Genomic DNA, 25,509 nt, shown 5'->3' with positions numbered 1-25,509 from the left:
ATTTATGCCAACAGCATCCGCAACCATCGACATTCCGGCCTCGGCCGATCAGGTCTGGCAATTGATCGGCGGCTTCAACACGCTGCCGGACTGGCTGCCGTTCATTCCCAACAGTGAGCTGAGCGACGGTGGCCGTGTGCGCACCTTGCAAACGGCCGACGGCGCTGTGGTGATCGAGCGTCTGCAAGCGTTCGACAACACAGCGAAGACCTACAGCTATTCGATCGAACAGGCGCCGTTCCCGGCCACTGATTACCTGGCGACGATCAAGGTCGAAGCCCAGGGGCAGGGCGCACGGGTGACGTGGTCGGGGCGCTTCAACGCCAAAGGCGTGAGTGATGAGGAAGTGGTGGCGCTGTTTCGCGGCATCTATCAGGGTGGACTTGAGGCACTGCGAGCCAATTACCCAACCTGAGTTGATGATCGTTCCCACGCTCTGCGTGGGAATGCAGCCCGGGACGCTCCGCGTCCCTTTCGCAAGCTGGAACGCGGAGCGTCCCTTGAGGCATTCCCACGCAGAGCGTGGGAACGATCATGTCGGGAATCAGGAATTCTCGATCAGGCTCTGCCGGCAATCGAGCGCCAGTTTCGCCCCGCCCAGATCACTGCTGCCGACTTCAAGACTGAAGCCATGCAAGCTGACAATCGCCGCGACAATCGACAGTCCCAAACCAAAACCACCCTGCGGTTGCCCGCCCTCAGCGCGATAGAACCGCTGGAACACCGCCTCACGCTCCGCCTCGGGAATGCCTGGCCCGGAGTCGTGCACTTCAATCCGCGTCTGCCCGCCCGCATTCACCCCACGCAACAGCACCGTGCCACCGACCGGGGTGAACTTGATCGAGTTGCTCAGCAGATTCGCCAGCGCCTCGAATAACAATGCCCGATCGCCATTGAGCGGCGGCAACGTCTCCGGCATGTTCAGTTCAAAACGCAGCTCGCCTTCTTCAGCCAGCGGCAGGTAAAACTCATGCAATTCTTCCAGCAATTGCACCGGATCCAGTTCGACAAAACCCGAGCGCCGCTGCCGATCCTCCAGCTCGGAAATTCGCAACAAGCCGCGAAACCGCGCCATCAGCGTGTCCGCTTCAGCCAGCACCAGATCCAGTTGCGCCGCTTCCTGCGAGCCTTCGCCGGCCTGCTGCTGCATGCGATACAACTGCGCGCGCAGGCGCGTCAGCGGGGTGCGCAAGTCATGGGCGATGTTGTCGCAGACGCCTTTGACTTCGTTCATCAAGCGTTCGATGCGCTCAAGCATGGCGTTGACGATGGCGGCGAGCATGTCCAGTTCGTCACGGCGATTGGACAGCGGCAAACGATGGGTCAGGTCGCCGGCGACAATCGCCTGGGCGCTGGCCTGAATCGCGCGGATGCGCCGCAACGGCCGGCGCCGCAGCAAGTGCCAGCCGGCAATCCCCGGCAGAATCGTCAGCGACACGCCCCAGAACAACGCATGCAAAATGATCCGCGTAACGGCGAACAACGAGCCATTGTCACGCAGCAACACCAGCCAGCGGCCGTCGCGGGTTTGCGTGGCGACCGCATCGCAACTGTCATTGGGCAGGGTCGGGTCATCGGAGTCGGCGCATTCGGCGAGCATGTGGATCTTGCCGTCCAGCGGCAGGCCTTCGGGGATCTGCTGGAGCGCGCCGCCGAGGTACACGCCGTCGGCGTCGAACAGGCCATAGGCGTCGATGCCGCGAATGTCGAAGGTCATGCTGGCGGCGAGCGCTTCTTCCAGTTGCTCACCGCGAAAGTGCGAAAACAGATGCTGACGTTGCATCAGCGAATGTTTGGCGAGGTTGTCGAGGTAGCCGGACACCTCGTAATACATGACCCCCATGAGGATCGCGCTCCAGGCCACGAACAGCGAACTGTACAGCGCCAGCAAGCGGCTGCTGGAGGAACGCCAGCCGTCAGACGGGTTCGGCAATGACATAACCCGAGCCCCGTACCGTGCGGATCAGCGGCACATTGCCGGCCGCGTCGATCTTCTTGCGCAGACGGCCGATGTGCACGTCGATCAGGTTGGTGCCGGGGTCGAAGTGATAACCCCAGACCTCTTCGAAAATCATCATTCGCGAGAGGATCTGGCCGCTGTTGCGCATGAGGAATTCGAGCAGTTTGTATTCGGTCGGCAGCAGCGTCAGCACTTGCTCGGCGCGGCGCGCTTCGTGGCTGATCAAATCCAGCTCAAGGTCGGCCACTTGCAAGGTCGTCGCCTGAGTCGCGCCGCTGTTCTGCCGACGCAACAACACTTCGACCCGCGCGGCCATTTCGTCGGTGGCGAAGGGTTTGGTCAGGTAATCATCGCCGCCGGCACGCAAGCCGCGCACGCGCTCGTCGACATCGGAGAGGGCGCTGATCATCAGAATTGGCGTGGCCACGCCCATGGTGCGCAGGGTAGTGACGATGGCCAGGCCATCGAGTTCGGGCAGCATGCGGTCGAGGGTGATCAGGTCGTAATTGCCGCTGACGGCGCGGTCGAGGCCTTCGCGGCCATTGTCGACCCAGTCGACGTCGAGCCCGTGGCTGCTCAGTTCGGCGACGATCTCCCGGGCGGTCACGGCGTCGTCTTCGATGGTCAAGATACGAGTCATAGGCAGGCCTGCTGATCGGTTCAAACGGAATGGCTGCATTTTGCCAAGAAAATCCGCTGACGCTTTAAATTAACTTTCATGTTGACCTGTCACAAACGCAAATTTCGCGCGCTAACGATAGAGGAGGCTAATGCATAAAACCCGCTGTTATCGGGCAGTTGTTGCAATTTGCATGGTCCTGGGAAGTTCATTCTTTGTAACTGATTGAAATCAAACGACTTATTTTATTTCTACGACTGGCACGGTCGCTGCAATTCCTCTCATGACGAGTTGTAACACCATTTTTCATGCCTGGAGCAGAACAACAATGAATAGATCCCCTGATGGGTTTTATCCCGCCGTTGAAGAGTCGAGCAGCGTTTCGGGCGTGTCCTGGGGCGCGATTTTCGCCGGTGCTGCGGCTGCCGCTGCCCTGTCGATGATTTTGGTCCTGCTCGGGTTCGGTTTGGGTTTCTCTGCCGTTTCACCGTGGGCCGGAGAGGGCGTCAGCGCCAAGGGCCTGGGCATTTCAACGATTGTCTGGCTGGCATTGACGCAAATCATCGCTTCCGGCATGGGCGGTTACATCGCCGGTCGTCTGCGGGTGAAGTGGGCGAACATGCACGGTGACGAAGTGTATTTCCGCGATACCGCGCACGGCTTCCTGGCCTGGTGTGTGGCGACGCTGGTCACCGCCGTTCTGGTGGTCGGCTCGGTCAGCAGCGTGATCAGTGGTGGTGTGCAGGCCGGTGCCAGCGTTGCTGGCGGTGCTGCCAGTGCCATGACTCAGGCGGCCGGCACTGCCGCGGCCAACACCGACAGCAACCAGTACGGTTACTACATCGACAGCCTGTTCCGCGATGACCGTCCGGCGTCCGTCAGTGACGATGCTGCACATGGCGCCGTGGCCCGTATCTTCGCGCAAAGCCTGGCCAACGGTCAGTTGAGTGCCGAAGACCGTACCTACCTTGCGCAACTGGTCGCACAACGGACCAACCTGACTCAGGCCGACGCTGAACGTCGTGTTGATGAGATCTACGCTCGCACCCAGAAAGCCCTGGCCGACGCCAAGCTGAAAGCTCAACAAGCGGCTGACACCGCTGCGAAAGTCGCTGCCTTGACCTCGCTGTGGATGTTCGTCTCGCTGTTGGCCGGTGCGTTCTTCGCCAGCTTCGCGGCCACCTTCGGCGGTCGTCGCCGGGATGCGGTCGAGTACGTTGAAGTCGACACCTACACCACGACCACTCCGGTCCGTTAAACAAGGAGAACCACCATGCGCTCACTTCTGCTGTTTTTCCTCGGCGTACCGATCCCGATCATCATCCTGATCGCCCTGTTCGTGCACTGATTGCTCCATTGAGGCCCATGCCTCGGCCGCTTCCACCTTCGGGTGGAAGCGGCTTTTTGCTTTCTGCGGGGCCAACGGCGAGAATCGCCGCCGGAAGTGGATTGGCCGCTTTTATCTCTCTTTAAGGATGAACACGTTGGACAAGAAGGAAATCAAACGCCAGTTGGTGGAAATGCTCGAAGCCGGTCGGTCGAAAACCGAAACGTTCAAAGCGTTATCGGGCGGTGCGGTCAAAGATCGCGTGTTGGCAGCCTGGATTGGGGGGCGTCCCGATCCGGCCCTCAGAGCAAAGCATTCACTCAAAGTCACTCTGCTGGTCGTGTTGACCTGTATCCAGGCATTGATCGGTGCAGCCATCGTTTTCTTCATGTTCAATGACGCAGGCGCCGGTTGGGCACTGACCATGTTGCTGATCGCGGGTGGCATTCCGTTGTTGTTTGCATGGGGTTTCTACAAGAACGTTGCGGCGGCTTACACCGTTTACGTCATCCTGACCATCAGTCAGATTTCACGCATGTTCAAGGGCTATGAGGAAGATCCACTGTCGACGGTGATTGCCGTCGGTATCACTCTGGCCATTGTGTTCTACGCCGCCTGGATCAAATCCCTGCTGTTCCCGGACCTGGGTTTCATCGGTGCGAAAAAGATCAAGGGGCAGTTCGTCTTTTCCAACTGATCGTTGGACAATCCAACCGCTTTCACTGGCCTGGATCAATATTTGCTGCGGCGAGATCGCCTAACGTAAATGATCCCGGCCTTTGCTGAGGTATGAACTACAGTGCTTCACGCGCACCTTGTTGCGCTGACGAAGTCCCCGCGTCGACGCCGCAATCACAGCAACAATAAAGGCGTCGACACGCTGTAGTGCAGCAAGGAGCTGACATCACCTCAACCGAACCTTCACGGATGAACATCGCAATGCACTGCCAACAAAGAACCTTCGATATCCAGCCCTTGGCGCAGGCGGATATGACCGTGCACATCAACGGTCAAGCGGTCACCGCTGCTATCGGCGAAACCGTACTCAGCGTCATTCAATCCCTCGGCGTACGCCAGATTGCCCGCAACGATCATGATCAGATCACTGGCGCCTACTGCGGCATGGGCGTGTGCCAATGCTGCCTGGTGAAAATCAACGGCCGGCACAAGCGCCGCGCCTGTCAGACCGTGGTGCGTGACGGCATGCGCATCGAAACCCAGGTCAACCGCATCACCGCGCAGGAGGTCGTATGAACCTGCAACCGGTGATTGTCGGCGGCGGCCCGGCGGGAATGGCAGCGGCCATCGAACTGGCCCGTCATGGCGTGCGATGCACCTTGCTGGAAGAGGCTTCGCGCCTCGGCGGGGTGGTCTATCGCGGGCCGCTGCGTGACGGCGTGCAACTGGATTATCTGGGGCCGCGCTACTCCGAGGCACTGGGCAAACTGCACGGTGATTTTCAGGAACAGGCCGGGTTGATCGACGTGCGCCTCAACCATCGTGTGGTCGGCGCCGAAGGCACTCGCGCCTTGGTCGTGCTCGATGGCGACGAGCGACTGCACGAGATCGAGTATCCGCAGTTGTTGCTGGCCGCCGGTTGCCACGAACGCAGCGTGCCGTTTCCCGGCTGGACCTTGCCGGGCGTGATCATGCTCGGCGGTCTGCAACTGCAAATCAAAAGTGGCGTGGTCAAGCCGCAAGGGCCGGTGATCATCGCCGGCACCGGGCCGTTGCTGCCGCTGGTGGCGACCCAGCTGCATGCTGCTGGCGTCACTGTCGCGGGCGTGTATGAAGCCTGTGCGTTCGGCAAGATCGCCCGCGAAAGTCTGGCGCTGCTGAACAAGCCGCAACTGTTTCTAGATGGCTTGAGCATGCTCGCCTATCTGAAGTTGCACGGCATCCCGATGAACTACGGTTGGGGCGTGGTCGAGGCCCATGGCGAAGGCGAGCTGAAAAGCGTCAGCGTCGCGCCATACTCGGCGACGTGGGAGCCGGATATGAGCCGCGTCGAGCGCTTCGAAGCCAAGACCTTGGCGGTCGGTTACGGCTTTATTCCGCGCACGCAACTGAGCCAGCAAATGGGCCTGGATCACGGTTTCAGCGACGACGGTTACCTGCGTGCCAATGCCAACATCTGGCAGCAAAGCAACGAACCTCATGTGCACATGGCCGGTGACATGGGCGGGATTCGTGGCGGTGAAGCAGCGATGCTCGCCGGCAAGATCGCCGCGACCTCGATCCTGTTGCAGCGTGGCGTGCTTGAAGAAGAACTGGCGCGGGTGCGTCGCGACCGCTACTTGAGCAAACTCAAAGCCATCGTGCGTTTCCGCGCCGCCGTGGATCGCTACACCGAACGCGGCGTCGGCCAGACCGCACTGCCTGCCGCCGACACGGTGATCTGCCGCTGCGAACACGCGACTCGCGCCGACATCGATCTGGCCCTGGAGCAGGGCGTGCAAGACATCGCCAGCCTGAAAATGCGCACCCGCGTGAGCATGGGCGATTGTCAGGGGCGCATGTGCGTCGGCTACTGCAGCGACCGCTTGCGCCAGGCCACCGGACGCAAGGATGTCGGTTGGCTGCGCCCGCGTTTCCCGATCGATCCGATTCCCTTTTCCGCATTCCAGTCCATCGGCACGGAGGCCGCTGCCCATGAGTAAGTTCTATGACGTGATCATCGCCGGCGGCGGCGTGATCGGGGCGTCCTGCGCCTATCAATTGTCCAAGCGCAAAAACCTCAAGGTTGCGGTCATCGATGCCAAACGCCCGGGCAACGCGACCCGCGCCTCGGCCGGTGGTTTGTGGGCGATCGGTGAGTCGGTCGGGCTTGGCTGCGGGGTGATTTTCTTCCGCATGATGTCGGCCAACCGCAAGCGTGAAACCCAGGGCGCGGCGGTGGCGGTGGATGCGAGTACGCCGCACATTCTGCCGGAGTCGTTTTTCGATTTCGCCTTGCAGTCCAACGCGCTGTACCCGGCGTTGCACCGCGAGCTGAAAGACCACCACGGGATGGATTTCAAGTTCGAAAAGACCGGGCTGAAGTTCGTCATTTATGACGACGAAGACCGGCTCTATGCCGAGCACATCGTCAGCTGCATTCCGCACCTCGCCGACCAGGTACGCTGGCTCGATCAGGCGGCGTTGCGCGAGGCCGAGCCGAGCGTCAGCCATGAGGCGCGCGGGGCGCTGGAATTTCTCTGCGACCATCAGGTCAGCCCGTTCCGCCTCGCCGATGCCTATGCCGAAGGCGCGCGACAAAATGGCGTCGACTTTTACGTCAATACCAACGTCACCGGCGTGTTGCATCACGGCACGCGCGTGACCGGCGTGCAAACGGCCGAGGAGGGCGTGTTCCACTGCAAGACGCTGATCAACGCCGGCGGTGCCTGGGCGGCTGATCTGAGCGAATGGGCGACGGGCATTCGCATCCCGGTGAAACCGGTGAAGGGCCAGATTCTGCTCACCGAGCGCATGCCGAAGATTCTCAACGGCTGCCTGACCACCAGCGATTGCTACGTGGCGCAAAAGGACAACGGCGAGATCCTGATCGGCAGCACCACCGAAGACAAAGGCTTCGATGTCACCACCACCTACCCGGAAATCGCCGGGCTGGTGCAGGGCGCGGTGCGCTGCCTGCCGGAACTCAAAGACGTCAATCTGAAACGCACCTGGGCCGGGCTGCGGCCGGGCTCGCCGGATGAGTTGCCGATCCTCGGGCCGATGCGTGGCGTGGAAGGCTATCTGAATGCCTGCGGACACTTCCGCACCGGCATTCTGACCTCGGCGATTACCGGTGTGCTGCTGGACAAACTGGTCAACGATGAGCCGTTGCCGCTGGATATCACACCGTTTCTGGCGGACCGCTTTGAAGTGGCATCGGTCAAACCGACACCCGAACTCGAACTGGCCTGACATAAGTCCCTTGTGGGAGCGAGCTTGCTCGCGAATGCAATCTGTCAGTCATTTAGATGTTGACTGACACACTGCCTTCGCGAGCAAGCTCGCTCCCACACGGGGTTTTGTGTGTGGCTCAGGTGTTGCGGGATTCTTCTTCCAGTTGATCCGATTCAAACAACCGCGCCAATTCCGCCCGGGCTTCCTGGGCGGTTTGCAGGACTTTGGCGGCGTCGTCGTAAACCGCGTGCTGTGCCTCCAGCACCTGTTCGTCGTGGTGCTTGAAGCGCTTGATTCGCGCATCGGCCTGGGCCTGGGTCAGACCGAGGCCGACCAGCGTGCGTCGGCTCATTTCCAGGCTTGAATAGTAGGTCTCACGAATCGCCTCCGCGCCAACGTCCACCAAGCGATGCACGTGCTGACGGTTGCGGGCGCGGGCGATGATCTTCATGTGCGGATAGAGCTTGCGCACCACCTCGGCGGTCTTGATGTTGGTCTCCGGATCATCCGTGGCAATCACGAAGTACTCCGCCTCACCGACCTTGGCCGCATTGAGGATTTCCGGGCGCATCGGGTCGCCGTAAAACACCGGCACACCGCCAAAACTGCGCGACAGTTCGATGGTTTCCACCGACGTATCCAGCGCGACGAACTTGATGTTCTGCGCACGCAGAATCCGCGCGACGATCTGGCCCATCCGGCCCATGCCGGCGATCACCACGCGTGGGGTTTCAGTGTCGATCTGACGGAAATTCTCCGGCACTTCCACCGGCTGCACTTTCGGGCTGACCAGCCGCGCGCAGATCAACAGCAGCAGCGGCGTCACCGCCATCGACAAGGTAATCGTCAGCACCAGCAGGTCGTACAGACGCGGTTCGAACAGACCCTGATCACGCCCGATCTTGAACACCACAAAGGCAAATTCACCACCCGCCGCCAAGACGATACCGAGGCGAATCGCACTGACCTTGTTCAAGCCACCGGCCAGACGCCCGACGACGAACAGCAGCGGCAATTTCAGACCGATCAACAGCAGCGTCAGCCCCAGCACGGTGACCGGCGCACTGAGCAGCAAACTGAGGTTGGCGCCCATGCCGACGCTGATGAAAAATAGCCCGAGCAGCAGACCTTTGAACGGCTCAATCTGCGCTTCCAGTTCATGGCGATATTCCGAATCCGCCAACAGCAAACCGGCAAGAAACGCCCCCAGCGCCATCGACACACCGACCAGATCCATCAACCACGCCGTGCCGATCACCACCAACAACGCCGTGGCGGTGGACACTTCCGGCAAACCGGTTTTCGCCACCACGCGGAACACCGGGCGCAACAGATAACGGCCACCGACCACCACCACGGCGATACCGCCGAGGACCTGCAAACCGTGATTCAGACTGCCGGCGTTGCTGGTGTCGTGAGCACCACCGGCAAGCATCGGCACCAGCGCGATCAACGGGATCGCCGCGATGTCCTGGAACAGCAAAATCGCAAACGCCAGACGTCCGTGCGGGCTGGTCAGTTCTTTGCGCTCGGCAAGGCTTTGCAACCCGAATGCCGTCGAGGACAGCGCCAGGCCGAGACCCAACACAATCGCGCTGTTCAGCGGCTGGCCAAACACCGAAAGGGCCAGCACGCCAATCACCGACGCCGTCAGCAGCACCTGCGCCAGACCGACGCCGAACACCGATTTGCGCATCACCCACAAACGTCGCGGCGATAACTCCAGGCCGATGATGAACAGCAGCAACACCACGCCCAGCTCGGAGATGTGCGCCACGCTCTGCGGGTTGCCGATCAGGCCCAGCACCGACGGGCCGATGATCACCCCGGCAAACAGATAACCGAGCACCGCGCCCAGTTGCAGACGTTTGGCCAAAGGCACGGTTAGCACGGCCGCGAACAGAAAGACGACGGCGGCTTGCAACAGATTGCCTTCATGGGGCATGGGGGGTTACTCCTGACAACGGTACGGCGGGGGTGACAAGGATAAGGGTTACAAAGACCTATAGGCCACTGGAGATCCAATGTGGGAGCGAGCTTGCTCGCGAAAGCGGAGCGTCAGCCAATAGTGTTTTCACTGACAGATTGCATTCGCGAGCAAGCTCGCTCCCACAGGGGATTTGATGTCGAGTCTGTAATAATTTGCATCAATTGGTTACATTCATAACCTCTACGTATCAATCTCCCGAGTCTCGCCATGGCCATCAACTTCGACCTCAACGACCTGCAAGCCTTTCGCGCCGTGGTCGAGCAGGGCAGTTTCCGCAAGGCCGCCGACACCGTGCGCCTGTCGCAACCGGCGCTGAGCCGGCGCATTGAAAAACTCGAAGACGCCCTCGGCGTCAAACTCTTCGAACGCACCACGCGCAAGGTCAGCCTGACCCAGGCCGGGCGCGGTTTCATGCCCAGCGTCGAACGTTTGCTCGATGATCTCGACGTGGCGCTGTTGGGCATCAGCGAAGTCGGCTCGACGCGTTTGGGCCACGTCACCGTCGCCTGCGTGCCCTCGGCGGCGTACTACTTCATGCCCCGGGTGGTCGCGCGCTATCACCAGCAATTCCCGCGCATCAAAGTCAAAGTGCTCGACTCCAGCGCCCATGACGTGTTGAGCGCAGTGGTCAACGGCGAGGCGGATTTCGGCTTGAGTTTCTTGGGCACGCAGGATGCCAAGGTTGATTTCGAAGCGCTTGTGCAGGAGTGCTACGTGGTCGCCTGTCGTCGCGATCACCCGTTGGCCGGGCGCAGCAGCGTGACGTGGGACGAGTTTTACCAGCAGGATTACATCTCGCTGGACAAGACCTCCGGCAACCGCTTTCTGCTCGATCAGGCGTTGAGCAGCGTGACGCCGCAGCGCCAGAGCATCTGCGAAACGCGGCATGTGACGACGATGATTGGTTTGGTGGAGGCGGGGTTGGGTGTGGCGGCGGTGCCGCTGATGGCGATGCCCGGGCCGGATCATCCGATCCTGACGCGGGTGCCACTGACCGATCCGCAAGTGATGCGCAGCGTTGGCATCATCAAGCGCCGGGGTCGTACGTTGACCCCGGCGGCACTGGAGCTGGAGCGGCTGGTGGTGGAGATGAAAGTCCAGCCGCCAACGATCAGCGCTTGACCGAGTCCAGCCCGGTGGCCTGCACGTCCGCTTGTGCGGCGGGCGCGGCGAGGTAGGCGAGCAAGGCTTTGGCTTCTTGTGGATGTTGCGCGCCGACCGGAATGCCGGCGGCAAAGCGCGTTACCGACTGCACCGATTCCGGAATCTTCGCGACGAAACTCACCCCCGGCACCGGCAGCAATTCGCTGACCTGCTGGAAGCCCAATTGGTAGTCGCCAGTGGCAACCACCGAGCCGACCGGGATTTTCGCGATCATCTTGGCCTTCGGTTTCAGCTGATCTTCGATGCCCAGTTTTTTGAACAACTGCTGCTCGATGTAGACGCCGCTGGCGCTGTCGGAGTAAGCCACCGACTGTGCGTCGAGCAGGGTTTTCTTCAAGCCGTCGACGCTGCTGATGTCCGGTTTCGGTGCGCCTTCACGCACCACCAGACCGATCCGCGAATCGGCCAGTTCAACACGCGAGGCCGGGTCGACCTTGCCTTGTTTGATCAGGTCATCGAGGGCGTAGCCGACCATGATCACCACGTCGGCGTGCTCGCCGCGCGCGAGGCGATTGGGGATCGCCTCCGGCGCCTTGCCCATCGACGGGCCGAGGCTGGTGGTCAGCGTGTTGCCGCTGGCGGCGGCGAATTTCGGGCCGAGAATCTTGTAGGCAGCGGTGAAGCCGCCGGAGGTCATCACGCTCAATTCTTCGGCCTGGGCCGCGAGGTTGAACGCGAGACCGGCGAGCAGGGCGGTGACAGTCAACAGTTTTTTCATGGCGAGTTTTCCTCAGGCCGCGACAGGTTGCAGACGACCACCGGCACGGCGGTACAGGTAAAGAGTGGCGCACAACGCGCACAGCGCGCCGATGCTCATCCAGTAACCCGGCGCGGCTTTGTCGCCGGTGTACTGAATCAGGAAAGTCGACATCGCCGGAGTAAACCCGCCGAAAATCGCCGTGGCCAGGCTGTAGGCGAGGGAGAAACCGGCAACCCGCACTTCCACCGGCATGATCTCGGTCAGCGCCGGAATCATCGCGCCGTTGTACAAACCGTAGATAAACGACAGCCACAACAGCGACAGCAGCATGTGGCTGAAACTCGGCGCCTGCACCAGATACGACAGCGCCGGATAGGTGGTGGCCAGGGCCAGCAACGACATCGCGATCAGCACCGGACGACGGCCGATACGGTCGGACAACATGCCGCCAATCGGCAACCAGAAAAAGTTCGACACACCGACCAGCAAGGTCACCAGCAGCGCATCGGACGTGCTCAGGTGCAGCACGGTTTTACCGAAGGTCGGCGCGTACACGGTGATCAGGTAAAACGCGGTGGTGGTCAGCGCGACCATCAACATCCCGCCGAGTACCACGCCCCAGTTTTGGCCAAGGGTGCGGAACACTTCGCCCATGCTCGGACGGTGTTTGCGTGCGGCGAACTCTTCGGTTTCCGCCAGGTTACGGCGCAGGAAAAAGATGAACGGCACGATCATGCAGCCGACGAAAAACGGAATCCGCCAGCCCCAATCGGCAATCACGTCCGGCGCCATCCACGCGTTCAAGGCGTAGCCCAACGCGGCGGCGACAATGATCGCCACTTGCTGACTGGCCGACTGCCAAGCGGTGAAGAAACCCTTGCGACCCGGTGTGGCGATCTCGGCGAGGTACACCGACACACCGCCCAATTCCGCGCCGGCGGAGAAGCCTTGCAGCAGGCGCCCGATCAACACCAGCGCCGGTGCGAACAGGCCAATGCTTTCGTATCCGGGCACCAGCACAATCAGGATCGTGCCGCTGGCCATGATCGACAGCGTGACGATCAGACCTTTACGCCGCCCGACATCATCGATGTACGCACCGAGCACGATGGCGCCCAGCGGACGCATCAGAAAGCCTGCGCCGAACACCGCAAACGTCATCATCAGGGAAGCGAACTCACTGCTCGCCGGAAAGAACACCGCCGCGATCTGCGTGGCGTAGAAACCGAACAGAAAGAAGTCGAACTGTTCGAGGAAGTTACCCGAGGTCACCCGGAAAATGGCGCCGGCCCGCGAGCCGCCGTGTGGGATTGAGGCTGTCATAGCAAAGGACTCCACCGCTTTTATGACGTGCGCCACGGAGAGGCAGCGCACGGTTCTTATTGAGGCGGATGGTGGCCTAGGTGTAACTGGATGTTAATTGCATTATTGGCATGGATTGATGTGCGAAGCGGATCAATCCCTTGGATCTGCGCAACACCGGTTCCCCTGTGGGAGCCAACCTGCTGGCGATAGCGGCTTGTCAGCCAATGAAAATGTTGCCTGTACCGACGCCATCGCTGGCAAGCCAGCTCCCACATTGTCTGCGGTGTGCCTTCTATTCTTGGCAATACGACAAAACCCTGTGGGAGCCAGCCAGCCAGCCAACCTGCTGGCGATAGCGGCTTGTCAGCCAATGAAAATGTTGCCTGTACCGACGCTATCGCTGGCAAGCCAGCTCCCACACTGTCTGCGGTGTGCCTTCCCATTCTTGTCAACCCCACAAAACCCTGTGGGAGCTGGCTTGCCAGCGATGGCGGCCCGACTGACGACTACAATCCCTCCAGCCATCCAAGGCAAAAAATCAAGGAATGATTTCCGAACCCGGCAGTCCGAGTTCAGGTATCACACATCAATGGAGGTTCACCGATGAACAGCAAAACCCTAATCGCCAGCCTGGCCCTCGTCGCCGGCATTGCCGGGATCAGCCCACTTGTTCAAGCGGCGCAAACCTCAAACGACCAGGCCGTCCAGTCCCCGACCAGCGACCGCGAACTAAAGGTCAATGACCGCGCCCCGGACATTTATCAACGCAGCGAAAAAGCCATCGACTGGAAAACCAAAGGCCTGAAAAAACCGGTCGATCAGGCACAGTGGGTGCAAATCAATGACCAGTACGTCATGGTGATGATCACCAACGGCACCATTGTCGAGATGAAACCGGTTCCGCGTTAAGCCCAGGGTTTCAAAAGCCCTGCGCGTTCAGACGCGCGGGGTTGTCTCCCCCCAACCGATACTGATTATTGCCACTGCGCTTGGCCTCATACATCGCCAGATCGGCAATGTGCAGCAGCCGGTCCATCGCGGTCGCATGATCCGGGTACACCGCGACCCCAAGGCTGGTGCCGATGTGGCGTTGTTCGTTGCCGATGCTGATCGGCGGGGACAGTTCGACGAAAATTTTCTGACAGATGCGCCGGGCCTCGTCCTGCAGATCGAGGCCCGGGGCCAGGCCTTGCAGGATCACCACGAACTCGTCGCCACCGATGCGCGCGACGGTGTCGGTGCTGCGCAGCACGCGTTTCAGGCGGGTGGCCATGGTGATCAGCACGCGGTCGCCGGCGGCGTGGCCGAAGTGATCGTTGATGGTTTTGAAACCGTTGAGGTCGACGAATACCAGTGCCGCCCGGGTATTGGTCTGGCGAGCGTGCTCCAGTGCGTCGGCCAGGCGCTCTTCCAGCACCAGCCGATTGGGCAACCCAGTCAATGGATCGAAGTGAGCGAGGTGCTGGAGATAACTGGCCGAGGCTTTTTCTTCAGTGATGTCGCGCACCACGCCCATCATCTTGATCACCGCGTCGTGATCGTTGCGCACCACGTTGCCGGTTTCCCGTAGCCAGCGAATCGTGCCGTCGGGCCAGACCACGCGGTATTCCTCGTCATGGTTCTCGCCAGTTTCCAGACAACGCAATTCACCGTCGCGCACCCTGACGCGGTCATCCGGGTGTACGCAGGAGCAGAAGAGGGCGTAGGACGGCGTGACCTCACCGATCTTGAAACCGAACATGCCGTAGATCGCGTCCGACCAGTACAGCCGATCCGTGTCGACCTCCCAGTCCCACGTGCCGATGCGGGCAAAGTACTGGCTACGCTTGAAGCGTTCGGCGTCGGCGTCCTGATGAATATTCCGACCCTCGGCCGCACGGCTGAGCAGGTCACGGTATTCGGCGAGTTGCCGACGTAAACCACGCTCGCGACGGATCAGTACGGCAATCACGGTCAACATCGCCGCGCCCACGACAAGGCCGATCCAGAGTTGAATCATCGAGAAGCTGCCGGCATTGCGAATCGATCCGTGGAGTGGTGGCGGTTGGCTATGTTAATGCTTCATCACTCAGTGCGGATACAGGGTTGATCTGCGCGTGCGGGTTGCCAATGACCGGCAATTCTGGGAAAACGGCGGCCTGCTGAACAATAGAGTGAATGTTATGAATGATGAACTGCAGGTAATCGATATTCAGGTGGGCGAAGGCAAAGCCGCGGTCAAAGGCGCGCTGATCACCACCCAATACACCGGCTGGCTGGAAGACGGCAGCGAGTTCGATTCTTCCTACAGCCGTGGCAAACCTTTTCAGTGCGTGATTGGCACCGGCCGGGTCATCAAAGGTTGGGATCAAGGGCTGATGGGCATGCAGGTGGGCGGCAAACGTAAATTGCGGGTGCCGGCGCATCTGGGCTATGGCGAGCGGACGATGGGCAAGATTCCACCGAATTCGAATTTGCTGTTCGAGATTGAGTTGCTGGAAGTGCTGACGCGGGAGGATTGATCAACAGGACATCGTTCGGGAGACGGATAAATGGATGTTGATCAGATTATTTACAAGGCAGTCGCGTGGCTGAGTCAGGGGCATGAAGGGCGGCGAGGTCCGATTCACAACATCGAAATCGTGTTGATTGTGGCGGCGTGCATTTTCGCATGGGTCGTATCGAAAAATGCCTTGGCACAACGCAAAGCTTTTACGGCCAGCACTGAGCAGATCTTGAAAGTGGCAACCCTGAAGGCGACGTCCTTTACCGAGAAAAGTGGACAGCGGGTCAAAATTTCAGGCGAGTTGCTTGAGGAGAATGACGCCTACATCGTCAAGGTGTCGCACGACGATGAAGAGGGTAAAACCGAATCCAGTGATTTACTCCCTTCGCTGGAAGATGTCGAAGCTTATCTCAGGGCCCATACGCCGTTCATCCTGGCGGATTTTCGGCGGTGAATGCGCCGATATCGTCAAGTGTGTCCTCGATAGACCCGATCAGAGAGGGAAATTTCCCCTTGGTTATTTCGAGCGCTTGGTTAACCGCCATGCCGATTTTTTGAGCTTGATCGGGTGTCAGCAACCACTCGCCGTCGGGACTTTCACCTAGGGTTTTCCAGCCCATTGCAGCCAGGACTGCGGATTCAAATTCCAGCCCAACTGTCAGTTCGTATTTTAAGGCGTCGCCTTCGTCGTCACCTTTCAAGAAACCGCTAATCCATAAAAACATATGAAGACTCCTGTTTAAGAACGCTTTCGCGAGCAAGCTCGCTCCCACATTGGAGCGACGGTGTACTCAAATGCTGTGAGCCACCGAGAAACTGTGGGAGCGAGCTTGCTCGCGAAGAACGATTACGCGGTCAATCAGGCTGCGTGCGCCATCTCGGCCAGTGTGTCGGCCACGGTTTTTTGCAGTGAGGGGAACCGGCGGGTCACGCGGCGCAGTGCGGGTAGCACGGCGTCGATTTCCAGTTCATCGAGTTGGGGAAGGACGGTGACGGCGGAGACGACGATGGATTCGCGTTCGCTTTCGAAGAGCACCAAGCAGGCGTTCTGTGCCCAGCGTCCGTCCCGCTCGTTGAAACCCATGGCCACCAGTGCCGCGACGACTTGTGCATCTGTTTTGTGGGTCATGGTTATTGCCTCAGGGCGGGGTCGATTTTGTCGAGGGCGCGGTTGACCGCGAGTTCGCCGAGCATGACCACTTGCTGGATGCCGAGCACGGTGTTGCGGTAGGGCGAGTCGAGCAGGGCGGCGAAGTCGCTGAGCATGACGCTGGCCGAAGCCATTGATTCGCAGGCATGGGCCATGAGGTCTTCGGCGCCGGTGTTGGGGTCGACGAGGAACATGGTGCTGGGTCTGCGCGGTGGTGAAGGCGGTGTGGGTTTCAGGTAGTGGTCGAGGGCGCGTTCGGCGGCTTCGTGGAGTTTTCTGGAGCCCGGTGTGGAATAGGGGGACGTTGGATTTGGATCGATTTCCGCGTCTGTTTCGGGCGGATTTGGCGTTATCTTGAACATATGCTGGGAACCTCAATGAGGCTGACACCGTTCTGCGACTAAACATTAGGTGGCAGCTATACGCAGGTTAGTCGACCGGCATCCCAAGCATTACCGGCGCGCTCGAAAGCGCCCTGCGCACAGCCGCCATTGAGTGCAGGCATCGAAATGCCAGACTGAATAACAGCTTGCGAACTTGAGAAAACACCGAGCGACTAAACCCGATCACTGAACATTCAGTGACGCGAACCAAGTTACCGGCGACCCCCAAGCCGCACAAGCGGCGGATTCTGGCTTAGTTGTAGGCAAAGGCGCAAGGCGCTGTAGCCTGCTGGATGATGCCGAAATGATGCTGCGTTTTTCCGCTCGCCAGCGCCGAGCACATAGCTTCAGACACCACAAAAACCTGTGGGAGCGGGCTTGCCCGCGAAGGGGCCGGCACATCCAGCATTTATAGCGTCAGACCCACCGCTTTCGCGGGCAAGCCCGCTCCCACAGGGATTGAAGTCGTTCACAACGTCCCGTTCCTGACCCGAACTTCTCGTCGATCTTGCGATGGATGCTGCAATTGACGATCATCCTTGCCATATCAGGGGTAGCGTTCAGGCGATCGAGAAGGCGCTGGAGGGCAAGGCCTTGAGGAGTCGCTGCGAGCAATCCTTCGTTTCTCCAAATAGAGCGCAAACATCATGACATTGACTCCCAAGGCTGACCGCTTCAGCCACGATCACCAGTTTCTCGGCGCCTCGCACGATGAAAACGCCCGCCGCACGCTGTGGGTGGTGGTGCTGACTTTTGTGATGATGATTGCCGAGATCGCCGCCGGTTACATCACCGGTTCCATGGCCTTGCTGGCCGACGGTTTTCACATGGCAACCCACGCTGGCGCCTTGGGGATCGCGGCGGCGGCTTATGGTTTCGCCCGACGCCACGCCAACAATCGGCGCTACAGTTTCGGCACCGGTAAAGTCGGCGATCTGGCCGGTTTTGCCTCGGCGATGATTCTCGGGCTGGTGTCGCTGGGCATCGCCGGTGAATCCGTTTTGCGTCTGTTCCAGCCAACCACGGTGGCGTTTGGCGAGGCGACGGTGATTGCGATCGTGGGCCTGGCGGTAAACCTGATCAGCGCTTTTCTGCTGATGGGCCAGCATGGCCACGACCATGGACACTTGCATGATCACGGCCACGATCATCACCATCATCACGACAACAATCTGCGTTCGGCCTATGTCCATGTGCTCGCCGATGCCTTGACCTCGGTGCTGGCGATTGCCGCACTGTTGGCCGGGCGTTATCTGGGCTGGGTCTGGCTGGACCCGGTGATGGGCATTGTCGGCGCCATCGTCATTGCCAAGTGGGCGTACAACCTGATGCGCGACAGTGCGGCCGTGCTGCTCGACGCCACCGATGAGCCGGTCGCGGCGCAGATCCGCGAGCTGCTGGAAACCTCGAATGATGTGCGCATCAGCGACCTGCACGTGTGGCAAGTCGGCCCGCAGGCGCGGGCGGCGATCGTCAGTGTGGTCGCGGCAGCAGGTGTCACGGCGGAGGTGATTCGCGAACGGCTGGCGCCGGTGCATGAGCTGTCGCACCTGACCATCGAGCTGCGCAGCGCTTAAGCCGTTGCCTCGCTGAACATCGGGATGCGGCCGTTGAGTGACGGGCGGTAATGCCAGTTCAGCCGGTTCAAGTCGACCCCGTGGGCGAGGATTTCACTCACCGTGGCGCTGGCGATGCTCATTGCCAGCGCCTGCCCCGGACACTGATGCCGGGCACTGCCAAAACTGAAACTGCGCCGGTTCGGCCGCTCCAGCAAAAACTCATCGGGACGTTCATTGAGGGCCGGATCGCGATTGGCCGAGGCCAGCAGCACGAGTATCACGTCCCCCGCTTCGACGCGCACACCGTCAATTTCGCAAGGCTGAACGACAAAGCGCCGGGTGTTCTGCACCGATGGATCGAAGCGCTGAACTTCAGCCAACAGAGCATGCATTGGGGCCGTGCCCAACGCCGGTTGCCGCCGCAGCGCCACCAGCGTATTGCCGATCAACCCGGCCGTGGCTTCATGGGTCTGCGAACACAGGCCAATCAGATTGGCGATCAGCGTGTCCTCGTCGCCCTCAAATCGCTGCTCAATAGCCGTCAACAAATCGCTGTTCGATTCGGCGAGCAACTCGATGAAATACCCGCGCAATTGCTCTGCCGCTGCATGCGCCGCTGCCAGTTGCACATCGTTGCTCAGCGGCGACAGGCACGCGACGAAGTCCGCCGTCAGCTCACTGATCGCCCGGCCCTGCGCCGGCGTGAAACCAAGCAGCGCCGCCACCACGCAGACCGGCCCGCGAAACATGGCTTTATAGAGGCCGTCGGCGTCTTCGGTGAGCAGGCGCGCCGCCACCAGTGCGCGAATCTGCGCCGGATCAATCAAGCCCAGCGCGGGCTCGATCGCCGAGCGTGGGCAGCGCTGACGTTCGCCATCATTCATCCGCATCAACTGCCCAAAGACCTTGCCGGCCATGCCCGAGGTGATCGCCTTGGGCACCGGCTCCTGAGGCGGACGCACCCTGCACTCGGCACTGGCCAGCACGGCACACACCGAGCGGGCGCTGCTGGCGACCCACAATTTAAGGTCGTGATGAAAGGACAGTCCGCCCTGAGCACGCAGTTCCGCGTAATAAGGATAAGGGTCGGCATGAGTCGCAGCGATGATCGGGTCCATGGTTCGCAGCCTTGTCGTCGGGAAAGTGATGCGAGTATCTTCAGTGGGCAACAACGACGATTCGTCCGGGAGCGAAATATGCACGCAGAACATCAAGACATCGGCGTCTCGCAAGTGGCGGCGGCCATCGCGGAGCCGGCGCGAACCAAAATCCTCTGCTCGCTGATGGACGGTCACGCTCGCACCAGCACCGAATTGGCGGCCATCGCCGAAGTCAGCGCCTCCACTGCCAGCGCGCATTTGGCCAAACTCAAGGACCTGGCGCTGGTGCGCCTGCACGTGCAGGGCCGCCATCGTTATTACAGCCTCGCCGATAAACGCGTGGCTCAGGCCCTCGAAGCCCTGATGGTGATCGGCCAGAGCGCCGCGCCGACCTTCAAGCCGCACACGCCGGATCGACTGCAATTCGCCCGCACCTGTTACGACCATATGGCCGGCACCCTCGCGGTGTTGCTGCATGATCGGTTGATTGAGGCGGGGTGGTTGCTGGAGACGGACGAGCAGGTGTATCGCTCGAGTGAGAGGGGCGAGGCGTTGTTTGAAGGGCTGGGTATTGAAGTGCAGGATTTGAGTACGTTGCGGCGCAAGTTTGCCTGCCCGTGCCTGGACTGGAGCATGCGCCGGCCGCATCTGGGTGGGTCGCTGGGTGCGGCGCTGTTGCAAGCGGCGTTGAAGCGCAAATGGCTGACGCAGGATCTGGACAGTCGGGCGTTGGCATTGACGGCGCTGGGCAGAAAGGAAATCGGCGCGCGGTTTGGTTTGGCGTTGCCTGCGGCTGACGCGCTGAGGGTGTCGGGCAGTCGGACGTCCGTTGCTGCAACGATCAACGTTAGGTAGATAAAATCGCCTGACCGACGAAGGGCAAAATTTGCCCTTGAACCCTGCACGCGGGCTCTATACTGTATATGCACACAGTATAGAGCCCGCGCCATGCAAATCATCGACAAGCTGAGCATCCTCGCCGACGCCGCCAAGTACGACGCCTCTTGCGCCAGCAGTGGCGCGCCCAAGCGCAGTTCCGAGGGCAAGAGCGGGCTGGGCTCGACCGATGGCATGGGCATCTGCCACAGCTACACGCCGGACGGGCGTTGCGTCTCGCTGCTGAAGATCTTGCTGACCAACTTCTGCCTCTACGATTGCCAATACTGCGTCAACCGCCGGTCCAGCGATGTGCCGCGCGCCCGTTTCACCCCTGAAGAAGTCGTGGCGCTGACCATGGATTTCTACCGCCGCAACTGCGTCAGCGGGCTGTTCCTCAGTTCCGGGATCATCCGCTCGGCGGACTACACCATGGAGCAATTGGTGCGGGTCGCCAAGCTGTTGCGCGAAGAGCATGAGTTTCGTGGCTACATCCACCTCAAGACCATCCCCGAAGCGGATCCGGCGTTGATCGAGGAGGCGGGGCGCTACGCCGATCGTCTGAGCGTCAACATCGAATTGCCCACCGACGCCAGCCTGCAAGTGTTGGCGCCGGAGAAGGACATCGCTTCGATCAAACAAGCGATGAACACCATCTACACCGGCGTGCAGACCGTGTTGAACGAGCCGCGCTCGGCGAAATTCGCCCCGGCCGGGCAGAGCACGCAGTTGATCGTCGGTGCCGATGACACCGACGACAGCACGATCTTGCACAGTGCCCAGTCGCTGTACGGCAATTTCCGTCTACGCCGGGTCTACTATTCGGCCTTCAGCCCGATCCCCGACAGCCCGAAAAGCGTGCCGCTGGCCGCACCACCGCTGATGCGCGAGCACCGTTTGTATCAGGCCGATTTTCTCTTGCGCAGCTACGGTTACAGCGCCGATGAATTGCTCAAGGGGCCGGGTAATCTGGCCTTGGACATTGACCCGAAACTGGCCTGGGCGCTGCAGAATCGCGAGGTGTTCCCGCTGGATCTCAACCGCGCCGACGCGTCGTTGATCGCGCGTATTCCCGGCATCGGCTTGCGCACCACCGAACGCTTGGTCGAGCTACGCCGACAGCGGCGGATCCGCTACGAAGATGTCGCGCGTATGCGCTGCGTACTGGCCAAAGCCAAGCCGTTCATCATCACCAGCGATTACCACCCGCAGCAGGCCGAGGTCACCAGCCATTTGCTCTATCAGCAATTGCGCGACCGGCCGATGCCGCAGCAGATGGGGCTGTGGGGATGATCAACCTCGATTGCGACGACCTGTTCGACACCTGGCGGCAACAGGCGCGCTGGCTGCTCAGCCATGAAGTCGACCCCAGTCTGGTCAGTTGGGCCTCGGAAGGCGTGGGTGATTTGTTCGCCAGTGATGACCCGCTGCCTGAAGGGCAGGGGCCGTTTATGGCGCGCATTCCGCGCGTGCTGCTCGACACGCTGGCACAAGCCGCGCAATACCGAGGCGAGCAACGCTGGAGTTTGCTTTACGAGGTGTTGTGGCGCGTCAGCCACGGAGACCGCACGGCGATGATGGCCGGCGACAAACTGGGCAGCGAATTGCAGCGGCGAATTAAACAGGTGAATCGGGAAGCGCACCACTTGCATGCGTTTGTGCGCTTCATCGAACGCCCGTCATCCAGCGCAGGCCCGCAATATGTGGCTTGGCACGAGCCGGCCCATGACATCCTGCGCAGTGCCAGTGAGCATTTTGTCGGGCGCATGGGCCGCCACCGTTGGTTGATCGCCACGCCGCGCGACGGGGTTTATTACGATGGCGAGCAACTGATCCATCAGCGGCAATGCCCACTGGAATGGCAGCAACTGGCGCAGAACGTCGACGATCCCCATGGTGATCTGTGGCTGACCTATTACAGCCACATCTTTAACCCGGCGCGGTTGAACGAGAAGGTCATGCAGGGGCATCTGCCGGCGCGGTTCTGGAAGAATCTGCCGGAGGGGGAGTTGATTCCCGGGTTGATTACGCAGGCGCGGATGGGCAAACAGCAGAATGGGCAGGCGAGCGGGATTGCTGATCGGCTTGGTAAACGGATTGCCTTGAAGAGCGAAAAGCCTACCCTCACCCCAGCCCTCTCCCGGAGGGAGAGGGAGCTGACCGAGGTGTTCTCCCGCCCTACATCGACCTGAAGGTTCGCGTCGAACTTCTGTCTGGAGAACAACCGAGATCGGCCCCCTTTCCCCTCGCCCCCTTGGGGGAGAGGGCTGGGGTGAGGGGGAAAAAATCTCCAGCCTTACCCAAATAAAACCAACAACCACCATCAAAAAAGCCCCCCACCAATCACTCGGTGGAGGGCCTTTCTACATCAACCGCCGTCAGATCAAACCTTGACGATCCAACCCGCTGGCGCTTCGATGTCGCCGGTCTGCACGCCCGTCAGCTCTTTATAGAGCTTCTGAGTCACCGGACCCACTTCAGTTTCACTGTGGAACACATGCAGATGGTCGTTGTAGCTGATGCCGCCAATCGGCGTAATCACCGCTGCGGTACCGCAAGCGCCGGCTTCTTTGAAGTCCGACAGCTTGTCGATCAGCACGTCGCCTTCAACCACTTCCAGGCCCAGACGCGATTTCGCCAGTTCGATCAGCGACAGGCGGGTGATGCCTGGCAGAACGGACGGCGAGTTCGGGGTGATGAACTTGTTGTCGTGGGTGATCCCGAAGAAGTTGGCCGAGCCGACTTCTTCGATCTTGGTGTGGGTCATCGGGTCCAGGTAGATCGCGTCAGCGAAGTTGGCTTTCTTCGCTTTCGAGCCCGGCATCAGGCTGGCCGCGTAGTTGCCACCGACCTTGGCCGCGCCGGTGCCTTGTGGGGCGGCGCGGTCGTAGCTGGAGATCTGGAAGTTGTGCGGGGTCAGGCCGCCCTTGAAGTAGGCGCCGACCGGGATGCAGAAGATCGAGAAGATGAACTCGGGTGCGGTGCGCACGCCGATGTTGTCACCCACGCCGATCACGAACGGGCGCAGGTACAGCGCGCCGCCAGTGCCGTAAGGCGGGATGAAGCGCTCGTTGGCACGCACCACTTCTTTACAGGCTTCGATGAACTGCTCGGTGTCGACCGTCGGCATCAGCAGACGCGCGCAGCTGCGTTGCATACGCAGGGCGTTCTGGTCCGGGCGGAACAGGTTGATCGAGCCGTCCTTGCAACGATAGGCCTTCATGCCTTCGAAGCACTGCTGGCCATAGTGAAGGGCCGTCGAGCCTTCGCTTATGTGCAGCACGTTATCTTCGGTCAGGGTGCCTTTGTCCCACTCGCCATCGCGAAAGTACGACAGATAGCGTTTGTCGGTCTTGATGTAGTCAAAACCCAGCTTGTCCCAATTGATGCTTTCGTTACCCATGACACCCTCTATCACTGAACAACCGCCGAAACGGTTCAAGGCTTCTGACGTTTTTTGGATGGGCACAACAATACTTCATTCTTGAGCGGTTTCGCAGCCCGGACTATCGGATGACACACAGATAAATCGTGTTGCCCTCAGGAATTCGCGAGCAAGCTCGCTCCCACAGGGGAATGCATTCCAAATGTGGGAGCGAGCTTGCTCGCGAAGGGGCCTACAGGTGCAATGCATGCCCGAGGGCCCGCAACGCCGCTTCCTGCACCGCTTCACCCAAGGTCGGATGCGCATGAATGGTGCCGCCGATGTCTTCCAGCCGCGCGCCCATTTCCAGGCTTTGCGCAAACGCCGTCGACAACTCCGAAACACCTACACCCACTGCTTGCCAGCCGACAATTACATGGTTATCCCGACGAGCGACCACGCGCACGAAGCCGCTTTTCGACTCCAGCGTCATCGCCCGGCCATTGGCGGCGAACGGGAAACTGGAGACGATGCAATCCAGCCCCGCAGCCTTGGCCTCGTCCGGGGTCTTGCCGACTACCACCAGTTCCGGGTCGGTGAAGCACACGGCGGCAATGGCAGTCGGGTTGAATTCACGGGTTTTACCGCTGATCAACTCGGCGACCATTTCGCCCTGCGCCATGGCACGGTGAGCGAGCATCGGCTCGCCGCTCAAGTCACCAATGGCGTAAACGTTGCGCATGCTGGTCTGGCAGCGGGTGTCGATCTTGATTGCCGAACCGTTCATGTCCAGATTCAGCGCTTCGAGGTTCCAGCCCTGGGTATTCGGTTTGCGACCGACCGCGACCAGTACCTGATCGGTTTCCAGATTGAGGGTTTCGCCTTCCGGATCGCGCACCTGTAAGGTGCCGTCGAAACCCAGCACGCTGTGTTTCAGATACAGCTTCACACCCAGTTGCTTCAACGCGTCATGCACCGGTTGCGTCAGTTCAGCGTCGTACGCCGGCAGAATGCGATCCTGTGCCTCGACCACACTGACTTCAGCGCCGAGCTTGCGATAAGCAATGCCCAGCTCCAGACCAATGTAACCACCGCCGACCACGACCAGACGTTTCGGCACGGATGTCGGCGCCAGCGCTTCGGTGGAGGAGATGACCGGCCCGCCAATCGGCAGAATCGGTAGATTGACGCTGGTCGAACCGGTGGCCAGCACCAGGTGCTCGCACTGGATGCGCGTATCGCCGACGTCGACGGTTTTGCCGTCGATGACTTTGGCCCAGCCATTGATGACCTGAACCTTGTTCTTCTTCAGCAGCGCAGCCACGCCGGTGGTCAGGCGATCAACGATGCCGTCCTTCCACTCGACGCTTTTAGTGATGTCGAGCGTCGGCGCGGAAACGCTGATGCCCAGTGCCGAATGCTGACTGTGATGTTGCGTCTGGTGAAACTGCTCAGCCACATGGATCAGCGCTTTCGACGGAATGCAGCCGATATTCAGGCAGGTGCCGCCCAACGATTGGCCTTCGACCAGAATCGTCGGGATGCCCAGTTGCCCGGCGCGGATCGCCGTCACATAACCGCCGGGGCCGCCGCCGATGATCAGCAGCGTAGTGTTCAGAGATTGCATGCGCGC

The 25,509-nt window shown here is 60.5% G+C and carries 26 protein-coding genes; 14 read left to right on the top strand and 12 right to left on the bottom strand.

What is annotated here, in order from left to right:
• Positions 1-4 precede the first annotated feature (4 nt).
• Positions 5-415, top strand: coding sequence for an SRPBCC family protein (locus WA225_RS04835; protein ID WP_422607060.1), 411 nt, complete (start codon positions 5-7; stop codon positions 413-415).
• 129 nt (positions 416-544) lie between these two features.
• Here WA225_RS04835 and WA225_RS04830 read toward each other — a convergent pair whose 3' ends face one another.
• Together WA225_RS04830 and WA225_RS04825 are read right to left on the bottom strand one after the other, a co-directional pair.
• Positions 545-1,939 (bottom strand): sensor histidine kinase, encoded by a 1,395-nt coding sequence (locus WA225_RS04830; protein WP_422607059.1) that lies wholly within the window; start codon positions 1,937-1,939, stop codon positions 545-547.
• Entirely contained in the window at positions 1,917-2,600 is a 684-nt protein-coding gene (locus WA225_RS04825) for a response regulator transcription factor (RefSeq protein ID WP_064120914.1), read from the bottom strand. The genes WA225_RS04830 and WA225_RS04825 overlap by 23 nt, the downstream gene beginning before the upstream one ends.
• Positions 2,601-2,907: 307 nt before the next feature.
• On the opposite strand from WA225_RS04825, the gene WA225_RS04820 reads away from it, so the two are divergent.
• From WA225_RS04820 to hcnC, 5 genes are all read left to right on the top strand, one after another.
• On the top strand, positions 2,908-3,837 hold the full coding sequence (locus WA225_RS04820) for a hypothetical protein (protein ID WP_422607058.1): 930 nt from the start codon (positions 2,908-2,910) through the stop codon (positions 3,835-3,837).
• Between the two features lie 226 nt (positions 3,838-4,063).
• A complete protein-coding gene (locus tag WA225_RS04815; protein ID WP_150775063.1) occupies positions 4,064-4,603 on the top strand; it encodes a hypothetical protein in 540 nt (179 codons plus the stop codon).
• 242 nt (positions 4,604-4,845) lie between these two features.
• On the top strand, positions 4,846-5,160 hold the full coding sequence (gene hcnA / locus WA225_RS04810; RefSeq protein WP_422607057.1) for a cyanide-forming glycine dehydrogenase subunit HcnA: 315 nt from the start codon (positions 4,846-4,848) through the stop codon (positions 5,158-5,160).
• Complete coding sequence (gene hcnB, locus WA225_RS04805; RefSeq protein ID WP_422607056.1) at positions 5,157-6,566, top strand: cyanide-forming glycine dehydrogenase subunit HcnB; 1,410 nt, start codon at positions 5,157-5,159, stop codon at positions 6,564-6,566. The genes hcnA and hcnB overlap by 4 nt, the downstream gene beginning before the upstream one ends.
• Complete coding sequence (hcnC, locus tag WA225_RS04800; RefSeq protein ID WP_422607055.1) at positions 6,559-7,818, top strand: cyanide-forming glycine dehydrogenase subunit HcnC; 1,260 nt, start codon at positions 6,559-6,561, stop codon at positions 7,816-7,818. Before hcnB ends, hcnC begins: the two co-directional genes overlap by 8 nt.
• A 118-nt stretch (positions 7,819-7,936) precedes the next feature.
• Here the strand turns inward: hcnC and WA225_RS04795 are convergent, their stop codons facing one another.
• Positions 7,937-9,745: a monovalent cation:proton antiporter-2 (CPA2) family protein gene (locus WA225_RS04795; RefSeq protein WP_422607054.1), complete on the bottom strand. Its 1,809-nt coding sequence runs from the start codon at positions 9,743-9,745 to the stop codon at positions 7,937-7,939.
• A 252-nt stretch (positions 9,746-9,997) separates the two neighbouring features.
• Here WA225_RS04795 and WA225_RS04790 point away from each other — a divergent pair, with 252 nt between their 5' ends.
• Positions 9,998-10,912 (top strand): LysR family transcriptional regulator, encoded by a 915-nt coding sequence (locus WA225_RS04790; RefSeq protein WP_422607053.1) that lies wholly within the window; start codon positions 9,998-10,000, stop codon positions 10,910-10,912.
• Here WA225_RS04790 and WA225_RS04785 read toward each other — a convergent pair.
• On the bottom strand, positions 10,902-11,672 hold the full coding sequence (locus WA225_RS04785) for a substrate-binding domain-containing protein (RefSeq protein WP_422607052.1): 771 nt from the start codon (positions 11,670-11,672) through the stop codon (positions 10,902-10,904). The two genes, WA225_RS04790 and WA225_RS04785, sit on opposite strands and share 11 nt — an antisense overlap.
• Positions 11,673-11,684: 12 nt before the next feature.
• Positions 11,685-12,977, bottom strand: coding sequence for an MFS transporter (locus WA225_RS04780; protein WP_422607051.1), 1,293 nt, complete (start codon positions 12,975-12,977; stop codon positions 11,685-11,687).
• A 585-nt stretch (positions 12,978-13,562) separates the two neighbouring features.
• Between WA225_RS04780 and WA225_RS04775 the strand changes: the two genes are divergently transcribed.
• Entirely contained in the window at positions 13,563-13,868 is a 306-nt protein-coding gene (locus WA225_RS04775) for an RcnB family protein (RefSeq protein ID WP_422607050.1), read from the top strand.
• Between the two features lie 10 nt (positions 13,869-13,878).
• Here the strand turns inward: WA225_RS04775 and WA225_RS04770 are convergent, their stop codons facing one another.
• Positions 13,879-14,958 carry a diguanylate cyclase domain-containing protein gene (locus WA225_RS04770; RefSeq protein ID WP_422607049.1) on the bottom strand — a complete coding sequence of 360 codons (1,080 nt, stop codon included), beginning with the start codon at positions 14,956-14,958 and terminating at the stop codon, positions 13,879-13,881.
• A 163-nt stretch (positions 14,959-15,121) separates the two neighbouring features.
• Here WA225_RS04770 and WA225_RS04765 point away from each other — a divergent pair, with 163 nt between their 5' ends.
• Together WA225_RS04765 and WA225_RS04760 are read left to right on the top strand one after the other, a co-directional pair.
• The gene (locus tag WA225_RS04765) at positions 15,122-15,460 is read left to right on the top strand and encodes an FKBP-type peptidyl-prolyl cis-trans isomerase (protein ID WP_422607048.1); all 339 of its coding nucleotides are present in this window, start codon (positions 15,122-15,124) and stop codon (positions 15,458-15,460) included.
• A 30-nt stretch (positions 15,461-15,490) separates the two neighbouring features.
• Entirely contained in the window at positions 15,491-15,898 is a 408-nt protein-coding gene (locus tag WA225_RS04760) for a hypothetical protein (RefSeq protein ID WP_422607047.1), read from the top strand.
• Here WA225_RS04760 and WA225_RS04755 read toward each other — a convergent pair.
• The 3 genes from WA225_RS04755 to WA225_RS04745 form a co-directional block, all read right to left on the bottom strand.
• Positions 15,873-16,169 (bottom strand): pyocin S6 family toxin immunity protein, encoded by a 297-nt coding sequence (locus tag WA225_RS04755; protein ID WP_422607046.1) that lies wholly within the window; start codon positions 16,167-16,169, stop codon positions 15,873-15,875. The two genes, WA225_RS04760 and WA225_RS04755, sit on opposite strands and share 26 nt — an antisense overlap.
• A gap of 134 nt (positions 16,170-16,303) precedes the next feature.
• Entirely contained in the window at positions 16,304-16,573 is a 270-nt protein-coding gene (locus tag WA225_RS04750; protein ID WP_064120896.1) for a hypothetical protein, read from the bottom strand.
• A 2-nt stretch (positions 16,574-16,575) separates the two neighbouring features.
• Positions 16,576-16,956, bottom strand: a complete 381-nt coding sequence (locus WA225_RS04745; protein ID WP_064120895.1) for a DUF6124 family protein — start codon at positions 16,954-16,956, stop codon at positions 16,576-16,578.
• A gap of 668 nt (positions 16,957-17,624) precedes the next feature.
• On the opposite strand from WA225_RS04745, the gene dmeF reads away from it, so the two are divergent.
• Positions 17,625-18,554, top strand: coding sequence for a CDF family Co(II)/Ni(II) efflux transporter DmeF (dmeF, locus tag WA225_RS04740; RefSeq protein WP_422607045.1), 930 nt, complete (start codon positions 17,625-17,627; stop codon positions 18,552-18,554).
• Here the strand turns inward: dmeF and WA225_RS04735 are convergent.
• A complete protein-coding gene (locus WA225_RS04735; protein WP_422607044.1) occupies positions 18,551-19,654 on the bottom strand; it encodes a cytochrome P450 in 1,104 nt (367 codons plus the stop codon). The genes dmeF and WA225_RS04735 overlap by 4 nt on opposite strands.
• 78 nt (positions 19,655-19,732) lie before the next feature.
• Between WA225_RS04735 and WA225_RS04730 the strand changes: the two genes are divergently transcribed.
• The 3 genes from WA225_RS04730 (at position 19,733) to WA225_RS04720 (ending at position 22,704) form a co-directional block, all read left to right on the top strand.
• Positions 19,733-20,491 (top strand): ArsR/SmtB family transcription factor, encoded by a 759-nt coding sequence (locus WA225_RS04730; protein WP_422607043.1) that lies wholly within the window; start codon positions 19,733-19,735, stop codon positions 20,489-20,491.
• A gap of 93 nt (positions 20,492-20,584) precedes the next feature.
• Complete coding sequence (locus tag WA225_RS04725; protein ID WP_422607042.1) at positions 20,585-21,805, top strand: putative DNA modification/repair radical SAM protein; 1,221 nt, start codon at positions 20,585-20,587, stop codon at positions 21,803-21,805.
• On the top strand, positions 21,802-22,704 hold the full coding sequence (locus tag WA225_RS04720) for a TIGR03915 family putative DNA repair protein (RefSeq protein WP_422607041.1): 903 nt from the start codon (positions 21,802-21,804) through the stop codon (positions 22,702-22,704). Before WA225_RS04725 ends, WA225_RS04720 begins: the two co-directional genes overlap by 4 nt.
• Positions 22,705-22,895: 191 nt before the next feature.
• On the opposite strand, the gene WA225_RS04715 is transcribed toward WA225_RS04720, so the two are convergent.
• Complete coding sequence (locus WA225_RS04715) at positions 22,896-23,915, bottom strand: branched-chain amino acid aminotransferase (protein WP_053121443.1); 1,020 nt, start codon at positions 23,913-23,915, stop codon at positions 22,896-22,898.
• Between the two features lie 214 nt (positions 23,916-24,129).
• The gene (gene lpdA, locus WA225_RS04710) at positions 24,130-25,503 is read right to left on the bottom strand and encodes a dihydrolipoyl dehydrogenase (RefSeq protein WP_422607040.1); all 1,374 of its coding nucleotides are present in this window, start codon (positions 25,501-25,503) and stop codon (positions 24,130-24,132) included.
• Between the last annotated feature and the right edge of the window lie 6 nt (positions 25,504-25,509).

Origin of the sequence: Pseudomonas sp. (genome assembly GCF_049300855.1) — a bacterium.
Classification (GTDB): Bacteria; Pseudomonadota; Gammaproteobacteria; order Pseudomonadales; family Pseudomonadaceae; genus Aquipseudomonas.
The sequence above is the reverse complement of the archived record's forward strand: the minus strand, read 5'-3'. Positions and strand labels throughout refer to the sequence as shown.

Coding starts and splice junctions, on each gene's coding strand:
- WA225_RS04835 (WP_422607060.1), top strand. CDS start 5: ATGCCAACAGCATCCGCAACCATCGACATTCCGGCCTCGGCCGATCAG.
- WA225_RS04830 (WP_422607059.1), bottom strand. CDS start 1,939: ATGTCATTGCCGAACCCGTCTGACGGCTGGCGTTCCTCCAGCAGCCGC.
- WA225_RS04825 (WP_064120914.1), bottom strand. CDS start 2,600: ATGACTCGTATCTTGACCATCGAAGACGACGCCGTGACCGCCCGGGAG.
- WA225_RS04820 (WP_422607058.1), top strand. CDS start 2,908: ATGAATAGATCCCCTGATGGGTTTTATCCCGCCGTTGAAGAGTCGAGC.
- hcnA (WP_422607057.1), top strand. CDS start 4,846: ATGCACTGCCAACAAAGAACCTTCGATATCCAGCCCTTGGCGCAGGCG.
- hcnB (WP_422607056.1), top strand. CDS start 5,157: ATGAACCTGCAACCGGTGATTGTCGGCGGCGGCCCGGCGGGAATGGCA.
- hcnC (WP_422607055.1), top strand. CDS start 6,559: ATGAGTAAGTTCTATGACGTGATCATCGCCGGCGGCGGCGTGATCGGG.
- WA225_RS04795 (WP_422607054.1), bottom strand. CDS start 9,745: ATGCCCCATGAAGGCAATCTGTTGCAAGCCGCCGTCGTCTTTCTGTTC.
- WA225_RS04790 (WP_422607053.1), top strand. CDS start 9,998: ATGGCCATCAACTTCGACCTCAACGACCTGCAAGCCTTTCGCGCCGTG.
- WA225_RS04785 (WP_422607052.1), bottom strand. CDS start 11,672: ATGAAAAAACTGTTGACTGTCACCGCCCTGCTCGCCGGTCTCGCGTTC.
- WA225_RS04780 (WP_422607051.1), bottom strand. CDS start 12,977: ATGACAGCCTCAATCCCACACGGCGGCTCGCGGGCCGGCGCCATTTTC.
- WA225_RS04775 (WP_422607050.1), top strand. CDS start 13,563: ATGAACAGCAAAACCCTAATCGCCAGCCTGGCCCTCGTCGCCGGCATT.
- WA225_RS04770 (WP_422607049.1), bottom strand. CDS start 14,958: ATGATTCAACTCTGGATCGGCCTTGTCGTGGGCGCGGCGATGTTGACC.
- WA225_RS04765 (WP_422607048.1), top strand. CDS start 15,122: ATGAATGATGAACTGCAGGTAATCGATATTCAGGTGGGCGAAGGCAAA.
- WA225_RS04760 (WP_422607047.1), top strand. CDS start 15,491: ATGGATGTTGATCAGATTATTTACAAGGCAGTCGCGTGGCTGAGTCAG.
- WA225_RS04755 (WP_422607046.1), bottom strand. CDS start 16,169: ATGTTTTTATGGATTAGCGGTTTCTTGAAAGGTGACGACGAAGGCGAC.
- WA225_RS04750 (WP_064120896.1), bottom strand. CDS start 16,573: ATGACCCACAAAACAGATGCACAAGTCGTCGCGGCACTGGTGGCCATG.
- WA225_RS04745 (WP_064120895.1), bottom strand. CDS start 16,956: ATGTTCAAGATAACGCCAAATCCGCCCGAAACAGACGCGGAAATCGAT.
- dmeF (WP_422607045.1), top strand. CDS start 17,625: ATGACATTGACTCCCAAGGCTGACCGCTTCAGCCACGATCACCAGTTT.
- WA225_RS04735 (WP_422607044.1), bottom strand. CDS start 19,654: ATGGACCCGATCATCGCTGCGACTCATGCCGACCCTTATCCTTATTAC.
- WA225_RS04730 (WP_422607043.1), top strand. CDS start 19,733: ATGCACGCAGAACATCAAGACATCGGCGTCTCGCAAGTGGCGGCGGCC.
- WA225_RS04725 (WP_422607042.1), top strand. CDS start 20,585: ATGCAAATCATCGACAAGCTGAGCATCCTCGCCGACGCCGCCAAGTAC.
- WA225_RS04720 (WP_422607041.1), top strand. CDS start 21,802: ATGATCAACCTCGATTGCGACGACCTGTTCGACACCTGGCGGCAACAG.
- WA225_RS04715 (WP_053121443.1), bottom strand. CDS start 23,915: ATGGGTAACGAAAGCATCAATTGGGACAAGCTGGGTTTTGACTACATC.
- lpdA (WP_422607040.1), bottom strand. CDS start 25,503: ATGCAATCTCTGAACACTACGCTGCTGATCATCGGCGGCGGCCCCGGC.